The organism is Sphingomonas palmae (genome assembly GCF_900109565.1).
Lineage (GTDB): Bacteria > Pseudomonadota > Alphaproteobacteria > Sphingomonadales > Sphingomonadaceae > Sphingomonas > Sphingomonas palmae.
The window spans coordinates 154,064-175,998 of record NZ_FNZZ01000005.1 but is presented as its reverse complement, the minus strand read 5'-3'; the positions used below and the strand labels follow the sequence as shown (position 1 = coordinate 175,998).

At 66.7% G+C, this 21,935-nt stretch carries 20 protein-coding genes and 1 tRNA gene; 16 read left to right on the top strand and 5 right to left on the bottom strand.

From position 1 onward, the window contains the following. The first annotated feature begins 35 nt into the window (after positions 1 to 35). From BMW51_RS13165 to BMW51_RS13135, 7 genes are all read left to right on the top strand, one after another. A complete protein-coding gene (locus tag BMW51_RS13165) occupies positions 36 to 1,205 on the top strand; it encodes an efflux RND transporter periplasmic adaptor subunit (protein ID WP_177171677.1) in 1,170 nt (389 codons plus the stop codon). A 6-nt stretch (positions 1,206 to 1,211) separates the two neighbouring features. Continuing rightward, positions 1,212 to 4,427 carry an efflux RND transporter permease subunit gene (locus tag BMW51_RS13160; protein WP_093007172.1) on the top strand — a complete coding sequence of 1,072 codons (3,216 nt, stop codon included), beginning with the start codon at positions 1,212 to 1,214 and terminating at the stop codon, positions 4,425 to 4,427. Between the two features lie 57 nt (positions 4,428 to 4,484). After that, positions 4,485 to 5,750 (top strand): DUF445 domain-containing protein, encoded by a 1,266-nt coding sequence (locus BMW51_RS13155; protein ID WP_218139394.1) that lies wholly within the window; start codon positions 4,485 to 4,487, stop codon positions 5,748 to 5,750. A gap of 78 nt (positions 5,751 to 5,828) precedes the next feature. Further along, positions 5,829 to 6,926 carry an ABC transporter permease gene (locus BMW51_RS13150; protein WP_093007299.1) on the top strand — a complete coding sequence of 366 codons (1,098 nt, stop codon included), beginning with the start codon at positions 5,829 to 5,831 and terminating at the stop codon, positions 6,924 to 6,926. Next, positions 6,926 to 7,903, top strand: a complete 978-nt coding sequence (locus BMW51_RS13145; protein WP_245708509.1) for an ABC transporter ATP-binding protein — start codon at positions 6,926 to 6,928, stop codon at positions 7,901 to 7,903. The genes BMW51_RS13150 and BMW51_RS13145 overlap by 1 nt, the downstream gene beginning before the upstream one ends. Beyond that, positions 7,903 to 8,865: an MlaD family protein gene (locus BMW51_RS13140; RefSeq protein ID WP_093007170.1), complete on the top strand. Its 963-nt coding sequence runs from the start codon at positions 7,903 to 7,905 to the stop codon at positions 8,863 to 8,865. The genes BMW51_RS13145 and BMW51_RS13140 overlap by 1 nt, the downstream gene beginning before the upstream one ends. A 2-nt stretch (positions 8,866 to 8,867) precedes the next feature. Then, on the top strand, positions 8,868 to 9,464 hold the full coding sequence (locus BMW51_RS13135) for an ABC-type transport auxiliary lipoprotein family protein (protein WP_093007168.1): 597 nt from the start codon (positions 8,868 to 8,870) through the stop codon (positions 9,462 to 9,464). Between the two features lie 105 nt (positions 9,465 to 9,569). Here the strand turns inward: BMW51_RS13135 and BMW51_RS13130 are convergent, their stop codons facing one another. Then, positions 9,570 to 10,529 carry a peptidylprolyl isomerase gene (locus BMW51_RS13130; protein WP_093007297.1) on the bottom strand — a complete coding sequence of 320 codons (960 nt, stop codon included), beginning with the start codon at positions 10,527 to 10,529 and terminating at the stop codon, positions 9,570 to 9,572. An 87-nt stretch (positions 10,530 to 10,616) separates the two neighbouring features. Between BMW51_RS13130 and BMW51_RS13125 the strand changes: the two genes are divergently transcribed. Continuing rightward, positions 10,617 to 10,707, top strand: a tRNA-Ser gene (locus BMW51_RS13125). Positions 10,708 to 11,014: 307 nt separating this feature from the next. Then, the gene (locus BMW51_RS13120; RefSeq protein WP_143051864.1) at positions 11,015 to 12,052 is read left to right on the top strand and encodes a 2OG-Fe(II) oxygenase; all 1,038 of its coding nucleotides are present in this window, start codon (positions 11,015 to 11,017) and stop codon (positions 12,050 to 12,052) included. Between the two features lie 72 nt (positions 12,053 to 12,124). Here BMW51_RS13120 and BMW51_RS16140 read toward each other — a convergent pair whose 3' ends face one another. Next, positions 12,125 to 12,265 (bottom strand): hypothetical protein, encoded by a 141-nt coding sequence (locus BMW51_RS16140; protein ID WP_177171676.1) that lies wholly within the window; start codon positions 12,263 to 12,265, stop codon positions 12,125 to 12,127. A 294-nt stretch (positions 12,266 to 12,559) separates the two neighbouring features. Here BMW51_RS16140 and BMW51_RS13115 point away from each other — a divergent pair, with 294 nt between their 5' ends. The 3 genes from BMW51_RS13115 (at position 12,560) to BMW51_RS13105 (ending at position 15,229) form a co-directional block, all read left to right on the top strand. Then, positions 12,560 to 13,936 carry a tyrosine-type recombinase/integrase gene (locus BMW51_RS13115; RefSeq protein WP_177171675.1) on the top strand — a complete coding sequence of 459 codons (1,377 nt, stop codon included), beginning with the start codon at positions 12,560 to 12,562 and terminating at the stop codon, positions 13,934 to 13,936. A 70-nt stretch (positions 13,937 to 14,006) separates the two neighbouring features. Continuing rightward, a complete protein-coding gene (locus BMW51_RS13110) occupies positions 14,007 to 14,258 on the top strand; it encodes a helix-turn-helix transcriptional regulator (protein ID WP_245708507.1) in 252 nt (83 codons plus the stop codon). 56 nt (positions 14,259 to 14,314) lie between these two features. Continuing rightward, a complete protein-coding gene (locus BMW51_RS13105) occupies positions 14,315 to 15,229 on the top strand; it encodes a hypothetical protein (RefSeq protein WP_093007160.1) in 915 nt (304 codons plus the stop codon). Between the two features lie 170 nt (positions 15,230 to 15,399). On the opposite strand, the gene BMW51_RS13100 is transcribed toward BMW51_RS13105, so the two are convergent. After that, positions 15,400 to 16,881 (bottom strand): TM0106 family RecB-like putative nuclease, encoded by a 1,482-nt coding sequence (locus BMW51_RS13100; RefSeq protein WP_093007158.1) that lies wholly within the window; start codon positions 16,879 to 16,881, stop codon positions 15,400 to 15,402. Between the two features lie 243 nt (positions 16,882 to 17,124). Here BMW51_RS13100 and BMW51_RS13095 point away from each other — a divergent pair, with 243 nt between their 5' ends. From BMW51_RS13095 to BMW51_RS13080, 4 genes are read left to right on the top strand one after another with little or no spacing between them, the layout of a single operon-like run. Beyond that, a complete protein-coding gene (locus BMW51_RS13095; RefSeq protein WP_093007156.1) occupies positions 17,125 to 17,460 on the top strand; it encodes an antitoxin Xre/MbcA/ParS toxin-binding domain-containing protein in 336 nt (111 codons plus the stop codon). Then, the gene (locus tag BMW51_RS13090; protein ID WP_093007154.1) at positions 17,457 to 17,813 is read left to right on the top strand and encodes an MbcA/ParS/Xre antitoxin family protein; all 357 of its coding nucleotides are present in this window, start codon (positions 17,457 to 17,459) and stop codon (positions 17,811 to 17,813) included. Before BMW51_RS13095 ends, BMW51_RS13090 begins: the two co-directional genes overlap by 4 nt. Beyond that, positions 17,810 to 18,508, top strand: a complete 699-nt coding sequence (locus BMW51_RS13085; protein ID WP_093007152.1) for a hypothetical protein — start codon at positions 17,810 to 17,812, stop codon at positions 18,506 to 18,508. The genes BMW51_RS13090 and BMW51_RS13085 overlap by 4 nt, the downstream gene beginning before the upstream one ends. Further along, entirely contained in the window at positions 18,505 to 19,311 is an 807-nt protein-coding gene (locus tag BMW51_RS13080) for a hypothetical protein (RefSeq protein ID WP_093007150.1), read from the top strand. Before BMW51_RS13085 ends, BMW51_RS13080 begins: the two co-directional genes overlap by 4 nt. Here BMW51_RS13080 and BMW51_RS13075 read toward each other — a convergent pair. Together BMW51_RS13075 and BMW51_RS13070 are read right to left on the bottom strand one after the other, a co-directional pair. Further along, complete coding sequence (locus tag BMW51_RS13075; protein ID WP_093007148.1) at positions 19,298 to 19,813, bottom strand: hypothetical protein; 516 nt, start codon at positions 19,811 to 19,813, stop codon at positions 19,298 to 19,300. The two genes, BMW51_RS13080 and BMW51_RS13075, sit on opposite strands and share 14 nt — an antisense overlap. Continuing rightward, positions 19,797 to 21,929, bottom strand: coding sequence for a hypothetical protein (locus BMW51_RS13070; RefSeq protein ID WP_093007146.1), 2,133 nt, complete (start codon positions 21,927 to 21,929; stop codon positions 19,797 to 19,799). Before BMW51_RS13070 ends, BMW51_RS13075 begins: the two co-directional genes overlap by 17 nt. Positions 21,930 to 21,935 lie beyond the last annotated feature (6 nt).

The window sequence follows — 21,935 nt, the reverse complement described above, 5'->3', positions numbered from 1 at the left end:
TAATACAGCGCGGGGTTGAGGGACAAGAAGCGCGCATGACGTACGAGCCGGGGACTTTGGAAGGCGAACGGCTGTTGCTGACCGACGATCGGCCGCGTCGGCGCCGGCGCTGGATCATCGCCGCGCTGGCAGCACTCGCGCTCGTCGGCGGCTGGTTCGTGTTCAAGCATGAGAAGGCAGCACCACCTCCCGCTCAATCGGCCGATGCGGGCGGCCCCAACGTCACCGTGATCGTGCCCGGCAATCAGCTGGTCGACCGTACTGTCAGCGCAACTGGCACGCTCGCGGCGCGGCGCGAAATGCCGGTCGGCGTCGCGGGCGAGGGCGGCATGGTGTCGCGTGTTCTGGTCGAACCGGGACAGTGGGTGAAGGCGGGGCAGGTGCTCGCAACGGTTGACCGCTCGGTGCAGGCGCAGACCGCGGCCAGCCTCGCCGCGCAGATCGGCGTCGCGCAATCCGACCTGACGCTCGCGCAGTCGGAGCTGGAGCGCGCGCAAAGCTTGGTCGACCGAGGCTTCATCTCGAAAGCCGACGTGCAGCGCCGGATCGCGACGCGCGACGCGGCTGCTGCCCGGTTGAAGGTGTCGCGTGCTGCACTGTCCGAACAACGCGCGCGCAACGCGCGGCTCGACATCCGTGCGCCCGCGGAGGGGCTGGTGCTGACGCGCGGGGTCGAGCCGGGCCAGATCGTCAGTTCGGGCTCGGGCGTGCTGTTCCGCATGGCCAAGGGCGGCGAGATGGAGATGCGCGCGCAATTGTCCGAAGGCGACCTGCAGGCGATCCACGTCGGTTCGCCCGCGACCGTCACTCCGGTCGGCGACACGCGCCAGTTCTCCGGGCAAGTGTGGCAGGTGTCGCCGATCATCGATCCGCAGACGCGGCAGGGTATCGCGCGCGTTGCATTGTCGTACAATCCCGCGCTCCGCCCCGGCGGCTTCGCCTCGACCACGATCACCGCCAATGCCGGCAACGCGCCCGAGCTGCCGCAATCGGCGTTGCAGAGCGACGATCAGGGCAATTACGTCTACATCGTCGATGGGAACAACAAGGCGCAGCGCCGCAACGTTACGCTGGGTCCGGTCGACAACAACAAGGTCGCGATCGCGACCGGGCTGACCGGCAACGAGCGTGTCGTGCTCTCCGCCGGCGCCTTCCTCAATCCCGGGCAGAAGGTGACGCCGATCCTGCGGCGTCAGGGGAGCTGACGGTCGATGGGTTTCCGCAACATCTCGGCCTGGTCGATCCGCAACCCGGTGCCCTCGATCGTCCTGTTCCTGCTGCTGACCGTGATGGGCGTGGTCAGCTTCATCCGCATGGACATCAACCAGCAGCCGGACATCGACTTCCCCGGCGTGGTGATCTCGATCAACCAGCCGGGCGCCGCGCCGAGCGAGCTCGAGACCCAGGTGACGCAGCGCGTCGAGGCGGCGGTGCGCAGCCTGGAGGGGATCGACGAGATCAACTCCTACGTCAGTGAGGGCGACTCGACGACGGTGGTGCAGCTGGCGATCGGCACGCCGATCGACCGTGCGGTCAACGAGGCGCGCGACGCGATCACGCAGATCCGCGCCGATCTGCCCGATGGCATCACCGAGCCGCAGGTCAGCCGCATCAAGGCGAACGATTTCACGCTCGGCAGCTACACCGCGACCGGCACCGACATGTCGATCGAGGACCTGAGCTGGTACATCGACAATACGGTGGCGAAAGAGCTGCTGTCCGTGTCGGGGATGGGCAGCGTGACGCGTAACGGCGGCGTTGACCGCGAGATCCGCGTCATCCTCGATCCCGCGAAGCTCGCGGCGCAGGGGCTGACCGCCAGCCAGATCAACCAGCAATTACGTCAGGTAAATCTGAATGCGCCGGGCGGCCGCGCGGAGATCGCGGGCGCGGAACAGTCGGTGCGCGTGATCGGCAACGCCGACACCGCCTATCAACTCAGCCAGACGCAGATCAACGTCGGCGGCGGGCGCACCATCCGCCTCGCCGACATCGCGGTCGTGCGTGACCTGTACGGCGAGCGGCGCAGCGCGGCGGCGGTCGATGGCCGCTCGGTCATCTCATTCGATTTCAAACGTGCCAAGGGCGCCTCCGACGTCACCGTCTTCCGCGAGGCGAAGGCGAAGCTCGAGGCGCTTGAGAAGCGCAACCCGAAGGTCAAGTTCCGCCTGCGTGTCGACGGATCGGAATATGCGCTGGTCCAGTACAAGGCCGCGATCCATTCGATGATCGAGGGCGCGCTGCTGGCGGTGCTGGTTGTGTTCCTGTTCCTGCGCGACTGGCGCGCCACCTTTATCGCCGCGCTCGCGATTCCCCTTTCCGCGATCCCCGCCTTCTGGTTCATGGACATGCTGGGCTTCACGCTCAACAACATGACCATGCTGGCCTTGAGCCTGGTCGCGGGCGTGCTCGTCGACGATGCGATTGTCGAGATCGAGAACATCGTGCGCCACATGCGGATGGGCAAATCGGCGTTCCAGGCCTCGATCGACGCCGCGGACGAGATCGGCCTCGCCGTGCTCGCGACCACGATGGCGATCGTCGCGGTGTTCTTCCCCGTCGGCCTGATGCCCGGCATCTCGGGTCAGTTCTTCAAGAATTTCGGCCTGACCGTCGTCGTCGCGGTGTTGATGAGCCTCGCGGTCGCGCGCCTGATCACGCCGATGATCGCGGCCTATTTCCTGAAAGCGTCGGGCCACGCGGAGCACGGCGGCGGGCGCTGGCTCGACGTCTACCAGCGCGTGCTCGTCTGGACGCTGGCAGAGGGCAAGACACCGGCGACGCGCGCGCGTGGCAGGCTACGGCGCGCGGCAGGCTATTTGCGCGACCACCGGGTCTGGACGGTCGGCATCGGCGCGCTCGCCTTCGCGCTGACGTTGTTCCTGTTCACCCAAATTCCGATGACGTTCCAGCCGGCGCAGGACCGTGATCGCAGCGTCGTCACCGTCACCATGCCGCCGGGCTCGACGCTGGAGGCGACGCAGGCGGTGGTCGAGCAGGTCGACGAGCTGATGCATCGCCAGCCGCTCGTGGAAAGCGTCTACGCGACGACGAACGTGGGCTCGGGTCGCCTGAACCTGCAGCTCAAGAAGCCGCGCGACAAAACCTCGACCGAGTTCGAGCGTGAGCTGACGCCTGAGCTCGCCAAGATCGCCGACGCACGCGTCAATTTCGAGTCGCAGTTCGGCTGGGGCGACAACAACCGCGATCTGTCGGTGACACTCGCGGGCGACGATCCCGCGCAATTGGCACAGACCGCCAATACCTTGGTCAAGCAGATGGCGGGCGTGCGCGGCGTGGTCGCCCCTCGCGTCGCGGGCGACCTCAACCGACCCGAAATCCAAATCCGCCCGCGGCTCGACCTCGCCGCCAATCTGGGCGTGACGACCGCCGCGCTGTCCAGCGCGATTCGCATCGCGACCTTGGGCGACCTCGATCAGAACAGCGCGCGCTTCTCGCTGTCGGATCGTCAGATTCCGATCCGCGTCGCGCTGGCGCAATCGTCGCGCTCGCGCCTCGACACGATCCAGAACCTGCCGGTGCCGACCGCCACCGGGGGGTCGGTGCCGCTCGGCCTCGTCGCCGAAATCGGCTTCGGTTCGGGTCCGACGCGCATCACGCGCCTCAATCAGCAGCGTCAGCTGACCGTCGGTGCGGACCTCGCGCCCGGCCTCGTCGCCAGCGAGGTGATGGCGAAGGTCAAGGCGCTGCCGGTGATGAAGAACCTGCCGATCGGCGTGCAGGAACTGCAGGTCGGGCAGGCCAAGTGGCAGATGGAGATGCTGGTCAACTTCGTCTTCGCGGTGCTGGCGGGCGTGTTCCTCGTCTTCGCGGTGCTGATCCTGCTTTACCGCCGGCTGCTGCCGCCGGTCGTCAACATGGGATCGCTGCTGCTGGCACCACTAGGCGGCCTGATTGCGCTGATGATCGCGGGCCAGCCCTTGTCGCTGCCGGTGTTCATCGGCCTGCTGATGCTGCTCGGCATCGTCGCCAAGAATTCGATCCTGCTGATCGACTTCGCGCTGGAGGAGATGCAGGCAGGCGTGCCGCTGCGCGCTGCGATCATCGATGCCGGGCACAAGCGCGCGCAGCCGATCTTGATGACGACGATCGCGATGGTCGCCGGCATGGTGCCGACCGCTTTGTCCTTGTCGGGTGATAATTCGTTCCGCGCGCCGATGGGTATCGTCGTGATCGGCGGCCTCACGCTGTCGACGCTGCTGACGCTGTTGATCGTGCCCGCAGCGTTCAGCCTCGCGATCGGGGCGGAGCGGCGGATCGGTCCGTGGATCGGGCGCCGCCTGCTCACCTATCGTCCCGGTGACGACGGGCAGCCGGTGATCGAACATGATGCGCCTGCTGGCGCGCTACCGGGCACCGCGGGGCGGATCGGTTACGGCGGCGAGGGCACGCATCCGGCGGAATGAGGGTGCGCGCGCGGGAAGCGGCATGAACCTTCGTTTCGCTCGCGCTTTGATCTTGGGATGACGATTACTGCCCGCCGCCGACTGCCGCATCCGCCGGTCCCGCCCGGGCTGCGGCGGATGCGGCTGATCGCGACCGGGCTGCTGGTTTTTATGGCGGTGACCTTCGTCGTCACCCGGTCGCTCCAGTCGCTGCATCCCGCCTGGGGCTTCGTGCGCGCGTTCAGCGAGGCGGCGATGGTCGGCGGGCTCGCCGACTGGTTCGCCGTCACCGCACTGTTCCGCCATCCGCTGGCGCTGCCGATCCCGCACACCGCGATCATTCCCCGTAACAAGGATCGGATTGGCGACCAACTCGCCACCTTCCTGCGCGACTATTTCCTGATTCCCTCGGTTGTCGCCAGGCGGATGGCGCGGATCGACGTCGCTGCCGCCGCCGGGCGCTGGCTCGCCAATCCGCAAGGGTCGGGTGGGCGGCTCGCACGCGGCACGTCGCGGCTCGCCGTCGAGATCTTGCAGGAGCTCGATCAGGAGCGTCTAGGCGGGATGGTGCGCGCGATGCTGGTGTCGCGCGTGCGCGAGACCGAGCTGTCGCCGATGATCGGTCGCGCGCTCTCCGCCGCGGTCGCGGAGGACCGGCATTTGCCCGTGCTTGACAGCCTGATCGGCTGGGGCCGCGACGCACTGCGCAGCAACGAGGATCTGATCCGCGCGATGGTGCACGACCGCGCGGGATCGATCCTGCGTTGGACCGGCCTGGACGAGACGCTCGCCAACAAGCTGATCGACGGGATCGACAAGCTGATCGGCGACATCGCCGAGAACCGCGAGCATCCGCTGCGCTTGAAAGCCGAGGAGGGATTGGCGCGCCTCGCGTACGATCTCCAACACGCGCCCGAGATGCGCGACAAGGTCGAGCGACTAAAGATCGAGCTGCTTGAAAATTCGGCGATGCAGAATTGGATCAACGGCCTGTGGGAACAGGCGCGCGCCGCAATGCTTCGGATGGCGCGCGATCCGCAGGCATTGCTGTCGGGCAAGTTCGGCGAGGCGTTGCAGCAGCTCGGTCACACGCTCGAGCGCGATCCCAAGCTCGGCCGCACGATCAACCGCTTCGTGCGCCGCGCCGTAGTCGGCGCCGCGGCCGATTACGGCGACACGATCGTCAGGCTGGTGTCGGAGACGGTACGCGGCTGGGACACGCGGACGATTACCGAGCGGCTGGAGAATGCGGTGGGCAAGGACCTGCAATTCATCCGCGTCAACGGCACCCTGGTCGGCGGATTGGTCGGCGTGCTGATCCACGCGGTCGACGTGCTGCTCTAACGTGATGATTCCAGAAGCGGAACGATCGTTCACCCGAAACGCTTGTGACGTGATGAGCTTTGCCGCATGGATCAGCGCATGAGCGCGGCAGCCGATTTCACCGACGACGCGGGCGTGATCCGCTTCTCCGGCGACCTGTCGCTGGCGCGGCTCGGCAGCTTGCCCGAGCGGCTGACTGCGCACGACGGGGCGGTGAAGGCGATCGATCTGTCGGGGATCAACCGCATCGACACGATCGGCGCTTGGGTGATCCACCGTTTCGCGCGCGACAAGGACGCGCAGGTCGAGGGACTGACCGGCGACAACCGTACGCTGTTCGAACACGTCGAGGCAGCCGATCAGCCGGTGCAGATGCGCCCGACCCGCGTCGCGCCGTTCCGCCGCGTCATGGGGGAGATCGGCGACGCGGTGGTGCTGGCTGGGCAGACCGCGATGGGACTGCTCGGCTTCATGGGCGCGACCGTTATCTCGCTCGGCACCGTGATCCGCCATCCCAGCCGCTTCCGCTTCAACGCGGTGGTGCAGCGCTTTGAAGTCGTCGGCGTTTCCGCGCTCGGCATCATCGGGTTGATGAGCTTCCTGATCGGCATCGTCATCGCGCAGCAGGGCGCGGTACAGCTCAGGCAATTCGGCGCGGAAGCGTTCACGATCAATCTGGTCGGCCGCATCACCTTGCGCGAGCTGGGCGTGCTGATGACCGCGATCATGGTCGCGGGACGCTCAGGCTCCGCCTTCGCGGCGCAGCTCGGCACGATGAAGCTGACCGAGGAGGTCGACGCGCTGCGCGTCATCGGCGTGTCGCCGATGGAGGCACTGGTGCTGCCGCGCACGATCGCGTCGATCGTCCTGATGCCGCTGCTCGGCTTCTATTCCTCGGTAATCTCGATCATCGGCGGCGGCGTCCTGTGCTGGTTGTCGCTCGACATTCCGCCCGCCGCTTATGTCACGCGCATCCGCGAGGTGGTGCCGATCACCGACCTGTTCGTCGGCCTGATCAAGGCGCCGGTATTCGGCGCGATCATCGCGATCGCCGGCTGTTTCCAGGGCATGCAGGTGAAGGGCGACGCCGAGCAGGTGGGGCTACGCACCACCTCCGCGGTGGTGCAGGCGATCTTCATGGTAATCGTGCTCGATGCGTTTTTCGCCGTGTTCTTCGAACAGATCGGGTGGCTGTGATGGCAAACAGCGACGATCACATCATCCGCATCAAGGGGCTGGTCAACCGCTTCGGCGAGCAGACCGTTCACGACGGGCTCGACCTCGACGTGCGTCGCGGCGAGATCTTGGGCGTCGTCGGCGGGTCGGGCACCGGCAAGTCGGTGCTGATGCGCTCGATCATCGGGTTGCAGACGCCCGAGGCGGGCGAGGTCGAGGTGTTCGGCGAGCCGACACTCGGCCGTGACGAGACCGAAACGCTCGACATCCGCCGGCGCTGGGGCGTGCTGTTCCAGGGTGGTGCGCTGTTCTCGACCCTGACGGTTGCGGAAAACGTGCAGGTGCCGCTGCGCGAATTCTACCCCGACCTTGACCTCGCGCTGCTCGACGAGATCGCGTCGTACAAGGTGGTGATGACGGGGCTGCCCGCCGACGCCGGCCCCAAATACCCGGCCGAACTGTCGGGCGGCATGCGCAAGCGCGCCGGCCTTGCCCGCGCTTTGGCGCTCGATCCCGAGCTGCTGTTCCTCGACGAGCCGACTGCGGGGCTCGACCCGATCGGCGCGGCAGCGTTCGACCAGCTGACGCAAGGGTTGCAGCGCACGCTGGGCCTGACCGTGTTCCTGATCACGCACGACCTCGATACGCTCTACGCCATCTGCGACCGCGTCGCGGTGCTCGCCGATAAAAAGGTTATCGCAGTCGGTACCATCCCTGAACTGCTCGCCACCGACCACCCGTGGATCCAGGAATATTTCAACGGACCGCGCGGGCGCGCCGCGGTGGACGCGCAGCAGAAGGCGGGAGATAAGATGGACGGGCAGGCGCGATCGGCCGACGCCGACGCGGCCGCGCATCCGACCGAGGTCGCGCGAACCGTCGAGGGCCAACGCACGCAGGGCACGCTCGCCGACAATGCCGCGCGCGGCGCGCCCGCGGACGACCCCACGCGCACGCTCGAGCGCACCGACGCCGCGCGCACAACAGGGACCAAGTGATGGAAACGCGATCGAACCACGTCCTCGTCGGTGCCGTCGTGCTAATCCTGCTGGCGATGCTGGCGATCTTCACCGTGTGGATCGCGCGCTTCGGCGGCACCGAGGAGCATGAGTACGACATCTTCTTCCGCCAGTCGGTCGATGGACTGGCGACGGGATCGTCGGTGACCTTCTCGGGCGTGCCGGCCGGGCAGGTGAAGTCGATCTCGCTGTGGCAGCCCGACCCGCAATACGTCCGCGTCCGCGTCAGCCTGAAACAGGATATCCCGGTGCTGCGCGGCACGACCGCGACAATCCAGGGCAGCTTCACCGGCACCAGCACGGTCAGCCTCGACGGCGCGGTCAAGGGCCAGCCGCCGATCACCTGTCCCGACCCCGACCCGAACAAGGTCTGTCCGCTCGGCAAGCCGGTGATCCCGACGAAGACCGGCGGCTTGGGCGCGATCCTCAATTCTGCACCGCAGCTGCTCGAACGGTTGTCGACGCTGACCGAGCGACTGACCGGCATGCTGTCCGATCGCAACCAGGCGTCGATCGCGGGCATCCTCGACAACACCAACCGGCTGTCGGCCGCGCTCGCCGATCGCGGGCCCGAGATCGCGGCGACGCTGGCGCAGACGCGCGTCGCGATCGCGCAGGCGGGCAACGCCGCGCAGCAGATCGGCGAACTGGCGCAGACCACCAACGGCGTGCTCGCCAACGACATACAGCCAACGATCCAGAATCTGAACGGCGCGATTAAATCGGCGCAGGCGAGTGCGGACACGCTCAACAGCGCGATCGGCGACGCGCGGCCGGGGCTGACCACCTTCTCGAAACAGACGATCCCGCAGATCAATCAGCTGGTGCGGGACCTGCGCGTGACCTCGGCCTCGCTCGCCACGATCGCGGAACGGGTCGAGCAGGGCGGGGCAAGCTCGCTGATCGGTCAGCAGAAGCTGCCGGATTACAAGGGGAAATAAGCGTGCGGCACTCTCTCCTCCGTCTCTCGCCTATCGCGGTCGCGATCGTCCTGTCGGGGTGCATCAGCTTCGGTGCCAAGCCGCCGCCCTCGCTGCTGACGCTGAACGCGACCGCGCAGCCGCAGCCGGGCCGGACGCAATCCTCCGCCGACGCGCGCTCGATCGTGGTGCAGGTGCCCTCGGTCGCGACCGCGCTCTCCACCGCGCGCGTGCCGGTGCAGGCGAGTGCCGACACGGTCGCCTACGTCAAGGACGCGCAATGGACCGAGCCGCCCGCGCGGCTGTTCGCGCGGCTGCTGTCCGACACGCTGACCGCGCAGGCGAACATCGTCGTGCTTTCGCCCGTACAATCGATCAGCGATCCGAGCGGCAATCTCGCAGGGGAACTACGCGCCTTCGGGCTCGATGCGACGACGCAGCAGGCCGTGGTGATCTACGACGCCGCACTGACGCGCGTGAACGCGACTGCGGTGGAGAAGCGCCGCTTCGAGGCGCGCGTGCCGGTGTCGGCCATCGACGCGGCATCGGCGGGTGCGTCGCTCAACCAGGCGGCGAATCAGGTCGCGGCCGAGGTTGCAACTTGGGTTGGCGGGCGCTGACAACCACGCCGGAATAGTGTGGCCGACGACAGAGCGCGCGCTTGGCCTGACAGTTGGGCGCCTTCGCGAGCGGTTCACGTGTGCCTTAGCCGACGCCCGGGCGCGCTACCTGTTCGCGGGTTCCGCCCTGACCGGCACGGGTATGTTGCACACGTCCGCGGCACCCGCGGGCTGTTCGAAGAACGGCGGCTCACGGTTCTGGCGCGCCGCGACGTAGCGCGGCCACGTCGCTCCGCTGGTCGAGAGGTAGGCGAAATGCGGTCGCTCCGCGGCCGGTAGTTCACTTGCAAGCCGCACGCTCGTGATCGTCGTGCGCTCGGCCGGCTGCTCGTAGAAGCCCAGATCGCCGGTTCCGCGCGGCAGGCTGGATAGTTGCTCGACCCCGTCGATGACTCGCCCGATCACGGCGATGTTGCGGTCGAGATGGCGCGGCGCGTGGCCGATCACCGCGTACAGTTCCGCGCCCGATCCCGTATCCGGCGCCAGATTGCGCCCCACGCCGACGCTACCGTAGCAATGGATCGGCCACGCCCGCCGGCTCGCAACCGGTGCGGCGTCAGTGGCGAGCGGAAAGCCGCGGTACCAGGTGATGCGTGGGGCATAGACGTCGGCGAGGCGACCGTCAGTCGGCCGGGCGGTCACAGGATCGAGCAAGTTTGGCGACGCTGCCGCCAGCGTCCGCCACGCCAGCGTATAGTCACCCGCCGTCATTGCGCGCAGCCCAGGCGGAAGTGGCTTCTTCTCGGTCGCGTCGCCCCATTGCGCGACATAATTGTCCTGCACGCGATTGACGCTCGTCCCGTCCCACCAGTGCGCGGCGGCGAGCCGGCGAATGTTTGCGACCCATCCGCCCGACAGTGGCGACGGCATCAGCTGGATCACGACCCGGCGCGCCTTGGTCTGCCCCGCCGCGGGCGCCAGCGTCATCACCAGCAACTCATCCGCCGGGATCGCAATCCACTCGTCGGCGGGCGCAGACTGCGCGATCTGACCGGGGCTCGGCGGCGAAGTGTCGGCTGGACCGGCAGCGGTGGCGAGCAGTGCGAGAAGCGAGGCGAGCGACATGGCCGCATCCTGCATCCGCGCTCTAGCCTACGCAACCGCTTGCACAAGCGCGCAGCGCCCGGTAGGCGACACCACCCAGCGATATGCGGAGCGGTGGCCGAGTGGTCGAAGGCGCTCGCCTGGAAAGTGAGTATACGGCAAAACCGTATCGAGGGTTCGAATCCCTCCCGCTCCGCCACTGACCTGCTCCATCGGCGTTCAAATGGTGCCGGGTTGCATAAGCCATCCTTTGCATGCTTCCGCGAAGCTACAGCTTGTGCAGGCAACGAGCGGATGATCATGAGCGGTAATGCGACCAGATTGGCATCGGTGCTAGGCGGAGGTCTCCCGGCAGTATCCGCCTCTCCACGTTGGCGCACTGTAGCGCAATTGCTGTCGCCCGATCATCAGCGTGAACAGGTCCGACTTGGCCTTCACCACCGGATCGTCAAGCCACGCCACTCGCCGGGTTGACCGCGTTCTCGCAACGCTTCACGCCCGCAGCCATGTCCAGCCCGTCTCCGCCACTCTCGATCGGGGAACCCGCGCCGTGGTTCACCGCGCCTATGCTGGGCCAGGACGCGGGCGCCGACTTCGACAAGGCGGGCGGGCGGCACGTGCTGATGCTGTTCTTCGGAACCGCAGCGCACCCGGCCTGTGCGACCGCGCTGGGTGTGCTGCGTCACAGTCCCGGACTGTTCAGTGACGGTCGCGTCGCGGTGCTGGGCGTCACGATTGATCCGCGCGATGCCGCCAATGCGCAGGTACAGGCGCTGCAGGGCAGTGGCATGCACGTCTTCGTCGACGCCGATCAGCAGGTCAGCCGGCGCTACGGCGCAATCGAGGCATCGGCGACGGGGCTAACGCTCAAGCCCTATTGGCTGCTGCTCGACCCGAGCTTGCGCGTGACCGGACTGTTCCCGCTACAGGCAGGCGAGGATGCGATTGCGGCGCTGCAACGGCAACTCGCGGCACCGGCGGCCGATGCGGCGGCACCCGCGCTGGTGCTGCCGCACGTCATCGACGCGTCCTACGCCGCCGAACTGATCGCGCTGCACGCCCGGCATGGCGGAGCAGAATCGGGCGTGATGCGACAGATCGGCGACCGCACGGTCGAGGTGCAGAACCACGCGGTCAAGCGACGGCGCGACCTGCTGATCGAGGATCGGACGCTGCAATCGTACTTGCGCGACGCGATCCTGCATCGGCTGGTGCCGATGATCGAACGGTCTTTTCAGACGCGCCCGACTGAGATCGAGCGCTACCTCGTGTCCTGCTACGACGCGCGCGACCAAGCGCACTTCGCGCCGCATCGCGACAATACGACGCCCGCGACCGCGCACCGGCGTTTCGCGGTAACGATCAACTTGAACGACGATTACGACGGCGGCGACCTGCGGTTTCCCGAGTTCGGTTCGCGCACCTATCGCGCGCCGCGGTGTGGGGCGATCGTGTTCTCCTGTTCGCTGCTGCATGAGGTGACGCGCGTGACGAGCGGACGACGCTACGCGACGCTGCCGTTCCTGTACGGTGGTGCGTCCTGAGGGCGTGCCAAGCGCCTTTGGATCGGCAATTGGGTGGGTTGATCACCGGAGCCTGCGCCGATCGTTTCATCGTCACGCCGCGTTGATGATCGCCGTCAGCACCGTACGATCGACCAGCCATATCGCGGCATAACTGCGCGTGATCGCACTTCTGACTTCCAACACGGCGCGATGTTCGATGAGCGGAGCAAAACGCGGCAAGCAGAGCGCCACGCCGCTCTCCGCTGACCGCGCGAGGCCCCACCCACGGCGGGCAGCCTTCGGCTAACGCGTAATCGGTTGAAAAATGGTGCTGCCGGTGAGGATTGAACTCACGACCTCAGCCTTACCAAGAAGATTCACATAGCAATCCATAGCTAATCGTAGCCATCCACTCGGGATTAACTCGCTGACCGCGCTCGATTATTCCTCATCGTAGGCAATCGTCGGGGTCGGCACCTTACTTTCTAGTGATGCCCTGGTGATGCCCGGTTCGCGCCGTCGGTGCGGTCGTTCGGGAGTTGTGTGGTGGCGTCGAAGAAGCAGGTAAGCAAGCTGAAGAAGACGGTGGTGGAGGACTTCCCCCGCCCCTCGGCCGGGCAACGCGTGACGCTCTGGGACACCGAGGTCAAGGGGTTCGGTGTACGCGTCGCGTCCTCTGGTACGCGTACCTACATCCTGCGCTACCGCGTGATCGGAGGCCGCACCGAGCCGCAGCGCACCTTCACCATCGGGCAGCATGGATCGCCCTGGACGACCGATCAGGCCAGGAAGCGTGCGCTGGATCTGCTCACGCAGGTGCGGGCGGGGATCGATCCCGCCGAGGTGCGCGACGCCGGGCGCAAGGAGGCGGAGGCGACGGCCGGGGTCCGAGCCGATCGCATGTTCGCGCTCGTCGCCGACCGCTGGTTCAAGCAGCACGTCGTGGCCGGAGGGCTGCGCAGCGAGGACGACATCAGGGGTGTACTCGATCGGGACCTGAAGCCTGCGTTCGCGGACCACACCGTGGACGAGATCACCAAGGAACTCGTGGCGGAGGTCGTCGAGAAGATCGGCGACCGGAGCCACGACGCCGCGAACAAAGCGTTCAAGTGGTTGCGCCAGATGCTGAACTGGTGCGCCAAGGAGAAGGGTATCCTGCAGGCGTCCTCGCTGGAGGGCGCCGGGCTGCCCTATAAGGAGGGTAGGCGCACCCGGACCCTGTCGCTGATGGAGATCGTCGTGGTGTGGGTGGCGCTCGACGGGCTGCCTCAACCGTTCCGTGCATTCTACCGTCTGCTGATCCTTCTCGGTCAGCGGCTACGCGAAGTCGCCAACGTGCCTTGGTCGGAATTCGACATGGAGGCCGGCGACTGGGTCATCCCGGCGACGCGGACCAAGAACCAGCGTGACCATCTCGTCCCCATGAGCGAGCAGGCGATCACCATCGTGGAAGCCCTGCAGCCGGAAGCCGCCCTTCGCCGCGGCCCGGCGATCACGACGGACGGCAAGGTCGGGATCAGCGGCTTCAGCAAGCTCAAGGAGCGCGTCGACGAGCTGGTCGCTGAACTCGTCGCCAGCTCGGAGGAAGCGCGCGCACTCGTTGGCGCGGGCGTGGCGGAGTGGGTTGTCCATGATCTTCGCAGGTCACTGGCGACCGGGTGCCAGGGCCTAGGTGTTCCGATCGCCGTCACCGAGGCAGTCCTGAACCATGCATCGGGAAGTCTGTCCGGCATCGTCGGTCTCTATCAGCTCTATGACTATTACGACGAGAAGGCGGATGCGCTGCAGCGCTGGGGAGACCTGCTCGACGCCGCGTTGGCGTGTTGGGCCCGCGGCGATGTCGCGGGCATCCTGGCTCTCAACCCCGCCCGTCGGACGAGGCGCCGGCGGCGACGGGAAAAGCAGGTGGAGAGCGGCGTATAGTATCCTGTAGAACACTATCCTTGACTCTTGTATCCGGTGGTATACTACCCAAAGCCGGAGGTAGGAGATCATGCGGCAGGCTTCGACGGGGGATTTGGCTCCCGATCAGATGGTGAGGAACAGCTTCGACACCGATGGAGCGGCGGATTACATCGGTTGCAGCGCCGGCTATTTGATCAAGCTGCGCGGAGAGGGGGGAGGCCCGGCCTTCCATCGCCTCTTCAAGCGCAAGGGGATCACCTATTACCGGGCCGACATTGACCAGTGGCTGGCGAGCCGTCGCTTCAGCTCGACCGCCGAGTATCCGGAGACGCTCCGGTGAGTGCTGATCGTGTGGATCGCGGCTGGCCTGGGCTGAGCTACGGATCGACCGAGAGGTTGCTGGCCGACCTGCACGAGACCTCTCCCGAGAACATCCGGTCACGCTTTCGTAAGCTGAGGCTGAAGCCCTTTCCCGACGAGATCCGGTCTGGCACTGGGAAACGCGTCGCCTACGACCTGCCTCGCGTCCTGGCGCTTTCGGCCGTATTCGAGCTCAACCGCCTGTACATACCGCAGGCGCACGCCATCGAGATGGTGGAGAACTGCTGGCCCGAGTGGTGTCGCGCGTTCATAGCCGCAGCCGGCTCGTATGGACTTCTTCCGCCGGGCATGGAGACTCCGCACGACTCTTCGCCTGTTCTGACGGTGCTCGCCGACGCATTCCGAGGTCCCTCGGGCGGTCCCGAGCTGCTGTCCGTCCCTGTTCCTCGGGACCGGGACGAGGCGCGTCCGGCGTTGCCGGCCGTCCACGTGGAAACCAGGCGTATCGTAGCCGCGCTCGCCGGCATGGTCGCCTCGAGCCGCCAGTTGTCGGAAGCCTTCATCGACCTGGAGCGGGCGTTCGGATGGACACCGCCTGCGACCCCTCACCGGGCCTCCGTCGCGCAGATGAGCCGCGGCCGTGGGTTCCTGGACGAGGGTCCCTATTTTGACCGCGCGGAGGCGATGCTGAACGCACCGCCGAAGTCCTTCGATCGTGCGAAGCTGCCTATCGCCCACGCGCGTCTGCAGGCGTTGATGGCGTATCTGGAGCGCCCCGCCCCCATTGACCAATGGAAGGCCGAGCTCGGGGATGACGAGGGACGACCACGATTGAGGCACCTCCTGAGCTTCTGGGCGGACGCGAAGGGTTTAGAGGTCACCGAGCGATACCCGCATACCGCGGAAACGCTGGCAGGACGGGACGTACGTGAGGCAGCTCTCCACTACATAGCGACTGCGAGACGCGGCGGCCGATGCGACGAGCCTTGAGCACTCGGGACTCGGTTCGGTCCCGATGCGCTACGACCCTCCCGTCGGCGGGAATCGACGATCCATCAATCGGCTTCCTACTGTCGAAGGAGACGATGCCGTCGGAGCTCCTGCGCTAGCGGAACTACAAGTCGTGATGACGTAATTGAAAGGGGAGCCGAACCAACGGGCTACGCTGGCTTGAGCGCCCGAACGCCATCGAGCAGCACGCGGGTCGCGATGCAGTCGTCTTCGTTGTAGTCGATGATGCGTTGCAAGACCTTACGGTCACCCGTCTCTATCCACCGGTTGTACCACTCGATTGATGCCGCGCCCGAGGGATCGGTGTCCCGCCACCTGAAGCCGAGGTGTTTTGCCAGGGTCTTGATCGAATGGTTCCGGGTCGGCCACTCGGTGGCCTTGGTGATGATGTCGCAGTAGAGGTCGATGGAACGGGGCGGTGTGAAGAGCGCCTCGATGTCCTCGGGCGAGCAGACGTCGGGGTATCGTCGCTGCAGCTTGCGATACGCGGTGCGCTCGTACTTGCTGTAGTAGTAGATGGTCGCGGCCGGATGCTCCGCGAAGTGCGCCATGGTTGCCGCGAACGCCTCGCGCTCCGCCTTGGGCGTGGGCTCCTCAGCCGTGAAGGCGACGAATCGCTCTCGTGCTGTGTCCCTGTTTGTACGGTGCACGATGCCGTGTAGGTAGGTGAGGTCGCGCATCGGGTCGGCCTCAATGTCGAAGAAGATCTCGTGAGCCGTACACGGCAGCTCGACCGGTGCCGTGAGGTGGGCGCGCGCGCCAGGGGTGGACAGGAGCCTCGCGCGCGTGACGAAGATCCGCAACCGGTCAGAACCGACCCCGGCGAAGGCGGTTTTCCTGCCTGTGATGAATGCCTCGGGATCGCACCGCGCCAGCTTCGCCACCGTCGGCAGTAGATCGCTCATGCTGTCGCGCGCCGCTCGCCCGAGCGACGGGATGAGCGTCAGATCATCTGCCGCCTCCAGCTCGGCCGTGCAGACGGAGCGCCAGTGACATAGGCCGCACGAGGCCGAGAGGGCGCCGCGAGTGGAATGGCGGCTCGCGGCGATCCGCCGGACGGCGTCGCGGGTGGCGAGGTAGAGATCCCACCAGCTTGTCGGGGTGCGAGGGCCGCGCCTCGCATCCAGGTCGTACTCGACGCGTCGACCATCGACGTCCCAGATCTCGGCGAACCTGCCGGCCGAGCGGCCGAGCCGCTCGAGGACGTCCGTGTAGAGGGCGACCTGTACGGCGTAGTGGGCTTTCGGACGTCCATCCTCGTCCTCCCCGCCGGCCTCCTCGGCGCGCCCGGATTTGATGTCGGCAGCTACGTAGCGCTCCCCGCGCCTCAGCAGCAGGTCCGGATCGCCGAGCAGATCGTCCGCCATGATACGCCCGCCATGAATGATAGAGGCGCCGGCATCCATCGCCTCTATGGTCGCCCGCAGCCGCTCATCCCCGGTGAGCCCTGACAACCGGACGGCATCGGAAGCGAGCTGGTTGATCGTCTCGGCCTCGTGCGACGCGCCACGCTCCCACAGCATCCGAACGAAGGCGCTCAACTCGTCTCGCAGTTCACCATCGCCGTGGAGGTCGAGATCGACCCGCCGCGGGCAGGAGACATGATCATACAGCTGCGCTGCCGTCACCATGGCGATCTCCCTTCAAGCTGAGCCCCGCCTGGGGAATCCAGATGCATAAGTTCTCAAAGAAAGAGCATTAACCCAACATTGTTCTTTACACAAGAACTCCGCGACGTCATATAGGTGTCAAGGAGAACAGCAAGATGCCGATCGCCTCCCATCAGCGGACCCACCCCGCCTCCAGGCCTGCCTCGCCAAGACCTGTCCCGAGAAAGGCTCGGGGACCACCAGGTTTTCAAGGAGGAAGGCAAGATGAAGCACGATGATCTCGCGGCGCTGGAGCTGCGATCCATGCGCTCGGCATGGAAGGCGCTCGAGAGGCGGTGGGACCTCTCGCCCAGTGAGCGACGGGCGCTGTTGCCGGCGGGTGGCGTGGACGAAGAAAGCCCGCCGCGCGACACGGAAGCGCGCATGCGCATCCTCATCGAGGTCGGCTACCGCATCGGCCTCGCGGAGATGCTGCTGCAGGACTGGCTGCGCACTTCGACGCCGACGCTCGGGTGGCTGACGCCGCTCGACGTCATGTCGGGCACGATGTCGGAGCTCCGCGCCATGCGGCGTCTGGTCGAGATGGGGCTCGCGTCGTGAGCGCGGAGGCGCCCCGCCCGGTCGTGCCCCTCACGGGTATTCTCGCCCGCTGGGACGCGGTCGCGGTCCGGTGGGGGCTGAGCGGTGATGAGTGCTCGGCGCTCCTCGGCCTGGGGAACGAGGGTCCCGTCCACCTCGTGGCGACGTATGATCCGTCGTCCGCCGAACGGCGCATGCGGCTCCTCGTTGAGTTCGATCCGGTGCTGATCGCCGTTCTCGGGAACGAGGTGAGGATCCGCGCCTGGCTCCGGCGCGGCAACCGCAACCTCGGCGATCGTTCGCCCCTGGAGGTCATGTCGCAGTCGCCCGACTGGATCCGCTGGCTGATCGACGCCCTGGGTATCGCGGCATGACCGGTGCCAGCAAGCGCGACGTGGAGGTCAGGGACGTCAATGCGTCTTCGGTCGCGCTCCGGATCGCAGGGTTCCTGGTCAGGACGGAGCTAGATCGCCTGCACCTCTTTCGGATGCATCTCGAAGCGACGGTGCGCAAGGTCTCGCCGCTCCTTCTCGAACTCGCGACACTAGAGGGCGTATCGCTCAGCGATGCCGTCACGCTGATCCGTCCGCCGCAGGATTGGCCTTGGCGGCCGATCCACGATTCCCAGCCCGTACTCGTCCGCCGCGCGCAGCGCCTCCGACACGGGAACGGGAAGATCGGACGTTCGGAGGCGCAGCACTTCGATCGCGCGTTCGCCGCCCCGGGGGTCGTGATCCGTGCGGTGGACGATCCGCGCGGCAGGTTCGCGATCCGTCACTTCGGCCCGGTGCTGGGTTTCACGGCCGAGGTGGGAGGATGCCTGCTGACGGCGTTCGGCGGCTCGGCGATGCTCAAGTTCCCCGGACCGCTGCCCGAGATCGTCACGTCGGCGGCGGCGGGACGGTCGCTCGACCAGGTCGTCGATCACCCGGTGTTCGCCGGCAGGGACTACACGGTCCTGCGCATCATGCCGGATTCGGCGGACGGGTTGCCGGTCCTCACGTTCAGGGCCACGCTCGTCCCGTTCGTCATGCCCTATGCAACGATCTCCGAGAGGGCTGCCGCGTGAGCGCCGCCACGGAACGCGCCAGGGCGGCCGCGCTTCCCGCCGCTGTCGCTGACGCGGACGCGATCTTCACTCTGGCCCTGACCTCGCTATCGGCATGTGGCGACGCCGCCGATGCCGCCGGAAGCAGGATGGCGCGCATCTACGTTGCTGGCGCGGCGGGCGCTCTGCGACATGCGCTCGGGACCCTGCATGCGGAAGGCCGCGTGCCTGCAGCCTTGGCGGACGGCGAGGACTTCCTGATGCGAAGGGTTGGTCGGAGCGAACTCGTCGGATCCGCGATCGGTTGGGACGTCGTGAACAGGTGCATCCTTCCCGACGGTTCCGAAGGCGCGGTCAGGGCGCTACGCCCGTCCGCCGATCCCGAGAACGCGATCTGGCTGCGCCGCGATACCGCTGTGCCCAACCTCTGGTCCAGGGGCCGGATCGTGCTCTCGTCGACCGGCGCGGCGTTCGTTGATGAGCGCGATCTCGAATCCCGTCCGGTGCCCGGTGGCTATCCCGACCTCGGCCGTGACCTTCTTCGGTCGGGGATGGCGGACCTCTCCCGCAAGCCCGCTCTGGCAGCGGCGCTGGAAGTGACGCTCGCCTCCGGTTCGTGGTGCCACTTGGAGACCGGAGCGCGGTGGTTCGCCGATCCGTACACGGCCCGGTCTCTGGTAAGGGCGCTCGGCTGCTCGTCGACGATCGACGTCGAAACCCGCCGCCGCCTGTCCATGGTCGTGGAGAGGGGAGCGCTGGCGATCATCGAGGCACTCGGCTGGCGGCACCTGCCCACCCCCGAGTGCGACGTCACCGCCGCTTAGGCTTCGCGCCGCCCCTCGCCTTGGGACGCTGCGGCGGCGGAAGGCCGATCACCCGACCCGTGCCGATCAGCTCCGTCGGCCCGCTGCCACCGGTGTCCATGGTGTCGACCAGCTCGTTCAGCCGGGCGACCTCGAGATCCAGTTGGTGCAGGCGCGTAAGGATGTGGAGGTTGTAAGACTGGCAGCGCGCCAGCTGCTCGTTTCTCTCCGCGAGGCTGCTGCGAGCCTGGTCGAGCTGCTTCCGGAGAGGCACGGCCGTCCCCCTGCCGGCCATGGCCTCCGCGATGCAAGCGTGTTGCTCGGCGTAGACGCATCCCTCGTGATCGATCAGGTGCCGCGCGACCCTGGCTTCGGCGCTGACGGTTGCGAAGTTGAGCTTCAGGGTCCCCCGGGATGCCCGTCGTTTCAGCACGGGATCCTCGGGCGTGTCTCCGGTTATCGACGCGACCGCCTTCTCGATACGCTGCGCAACGGCGTCGTCGAACTCAACGACCTTCGGCATGGGTCACCTCGTGATGCAGAGTGGAAGGCTCGACGCCCAGGGATCGGAGGATCTTACCGGACTGCTCCGACCGCTCCCTCGCGACGGTGTAGTCCGCCTCCATGTGGCGTCTGACGGCTGCGTTCCAGATGTCGCGGTTCTCTAGGTAGCGCTCCGCCCAGAAGGGTAGATCGTCCTCGTCCACCGCGAAGCACGGGCAGCCGGAGCAGAGCTGCGGCGTGCGGTGCGCGAACGCCGGCGCCTGGTTGGCCCAGTCGGCGGTTCCGGCAACCTCGTGGCATCGGGAGTCGGTCGGCAGGAGGCCGATGAAGCACTTGCCATGCGGCGAGAACCAGATGCGTACGTCGCGCTCGAGGAGCCATGTCCTGATCTCGTAGTCTCGGACGGATTCCTCCAGGCCGGCGATCCTGAGCCGCAGTTCGGTCAGGTCCGCATCCACGACCTTCCGCAAGCCCCCTCCGACGTGATCCTCGCCCTCCATGGCACGCCGCATGTAGCGGACGGCGCGCTCCATCGCCGCGCTCTCGACGAGGCCCAGCTGCATGGCGTCCTTGCCGATGTAGGCGTCCTGCGTGAGCACGATCGAGTTGTGATGGAACTGCTGGGAGATGGCCGTCAGTAGCCGCTTGTCGACCCGGATCATCCAGTTCGCCCATGTCTTCCGCCACTGGCGGCTCTGGATCGCCCGGCCGCGCGAGGTCACGTAGTTCCTGAGACGTTCGTCCGTCGGATCGAGATGGGCGAAGCTCACATTCCGCTCGACGAACGCCTTCATGATCATGGCGAGTTGGTCCGTGTGCATCGGGAGCACGCCGGAGGCATCGCTCGGCAGTCCACCCGTCCCGAGCATGAGGAGCAGCGCCCCGCGCGTATCCTCCCGCCCGCTGCGTACCCGCCACGGACCGAAGAGCTGGTTGAGGATCTGCAGTGCTCGGACCGCGTCCGGCAGGCGTTCGTCTCCTGCCACGCGCCCGGCCAGAAGCCAGCGGGTGTCAGTCGGATGTTCCCAGCCCTTCGACACCACGCCATGCACGAAGAATAGGTCGTAGGCCCCGCTCAGGGATTGCTCGACGGTGACGCATGTTGGCAGACCGTCGTCCCCCAGACCCGGTTCGAAGGTGAGGATCTCGCCGTGCCTGACACCGGTCTGAAACCGGAGCAGGATGACGCAGGCAGCTGCGAGATCGTAGATGAGGCGCCGCACGCGGTTCGTGCCATACACCTCCCGGTCACCTTCATCTTCGCCATCCTCTTCATCCTGCTCTGCGCTCTCCGGCTGGTCGCGGCGTTTCAGGAACTCGGAGAATGGTGGATGCCAGGCTTCGATCTCGCCCTTGGGCGTCCCGAACGTGAAGGATCGCAGCTCCCTGATGATCGCTTCCCAGTTCGATACGTGAGCGCGGTCGGGTCGCTGCTGGCGAAGGCAGAGATCCTGCAGCCGGAGGATGTCCTCGGCCGGTGTTCCGATGAAGCGGTTCACGGCGTGCACGACCGGAAGGACGATCTCGTCGGGAAGCGGAGGCGTGAACCCCTCCACCTGAGGCACGATGTCCTCCGCGACCGCCCAGGCGGAGCTGCCGGCGAAGGGATCGATCCTGATCGGCTCGACGCCGGCCGCCCTAAGCTGATGCGCCTGCTCGTAGGCGTCTCGCAGCGGGTAGAGGTAGCTTGCGACGGCACCGGTCTCGACGTCCACTTCGGGCTTCTCGTCGTCGTTCCCGTTGCCCAAGTACTTCACCAGGTCCTGCCGGTAGACCTGGATCGCTACGGACGAGAGCGTCCCGAAGCCGCTGTGGCGACGGTAATCCATCCATCGGCCCAGATACCTGAGCCTGGGATAGAGGCCGACGGCCCTTCCCAGTGCGAGCGGTTTGCCCTTCGGCCTGCTGACCAGGAGCGACCACAGAAGCGCCTTGAGGCACTCGGTGACTGTGGGCGAGGTCGAGGGGTCCCATGTTATCGAAAAATCGGAGGGGCGGGATCCTGGCCTGTGGGGGTCCAGGAACCAGGTCTCGTCAGCCCATCCACTCGTTGTGGACACGCACCCATCCGGGCTTGCGTCGCGCGGGTGCACGCCGGTCCTGCGCTGGCGCGCGATGATCTGTTCAGTCTTCATTTTTCC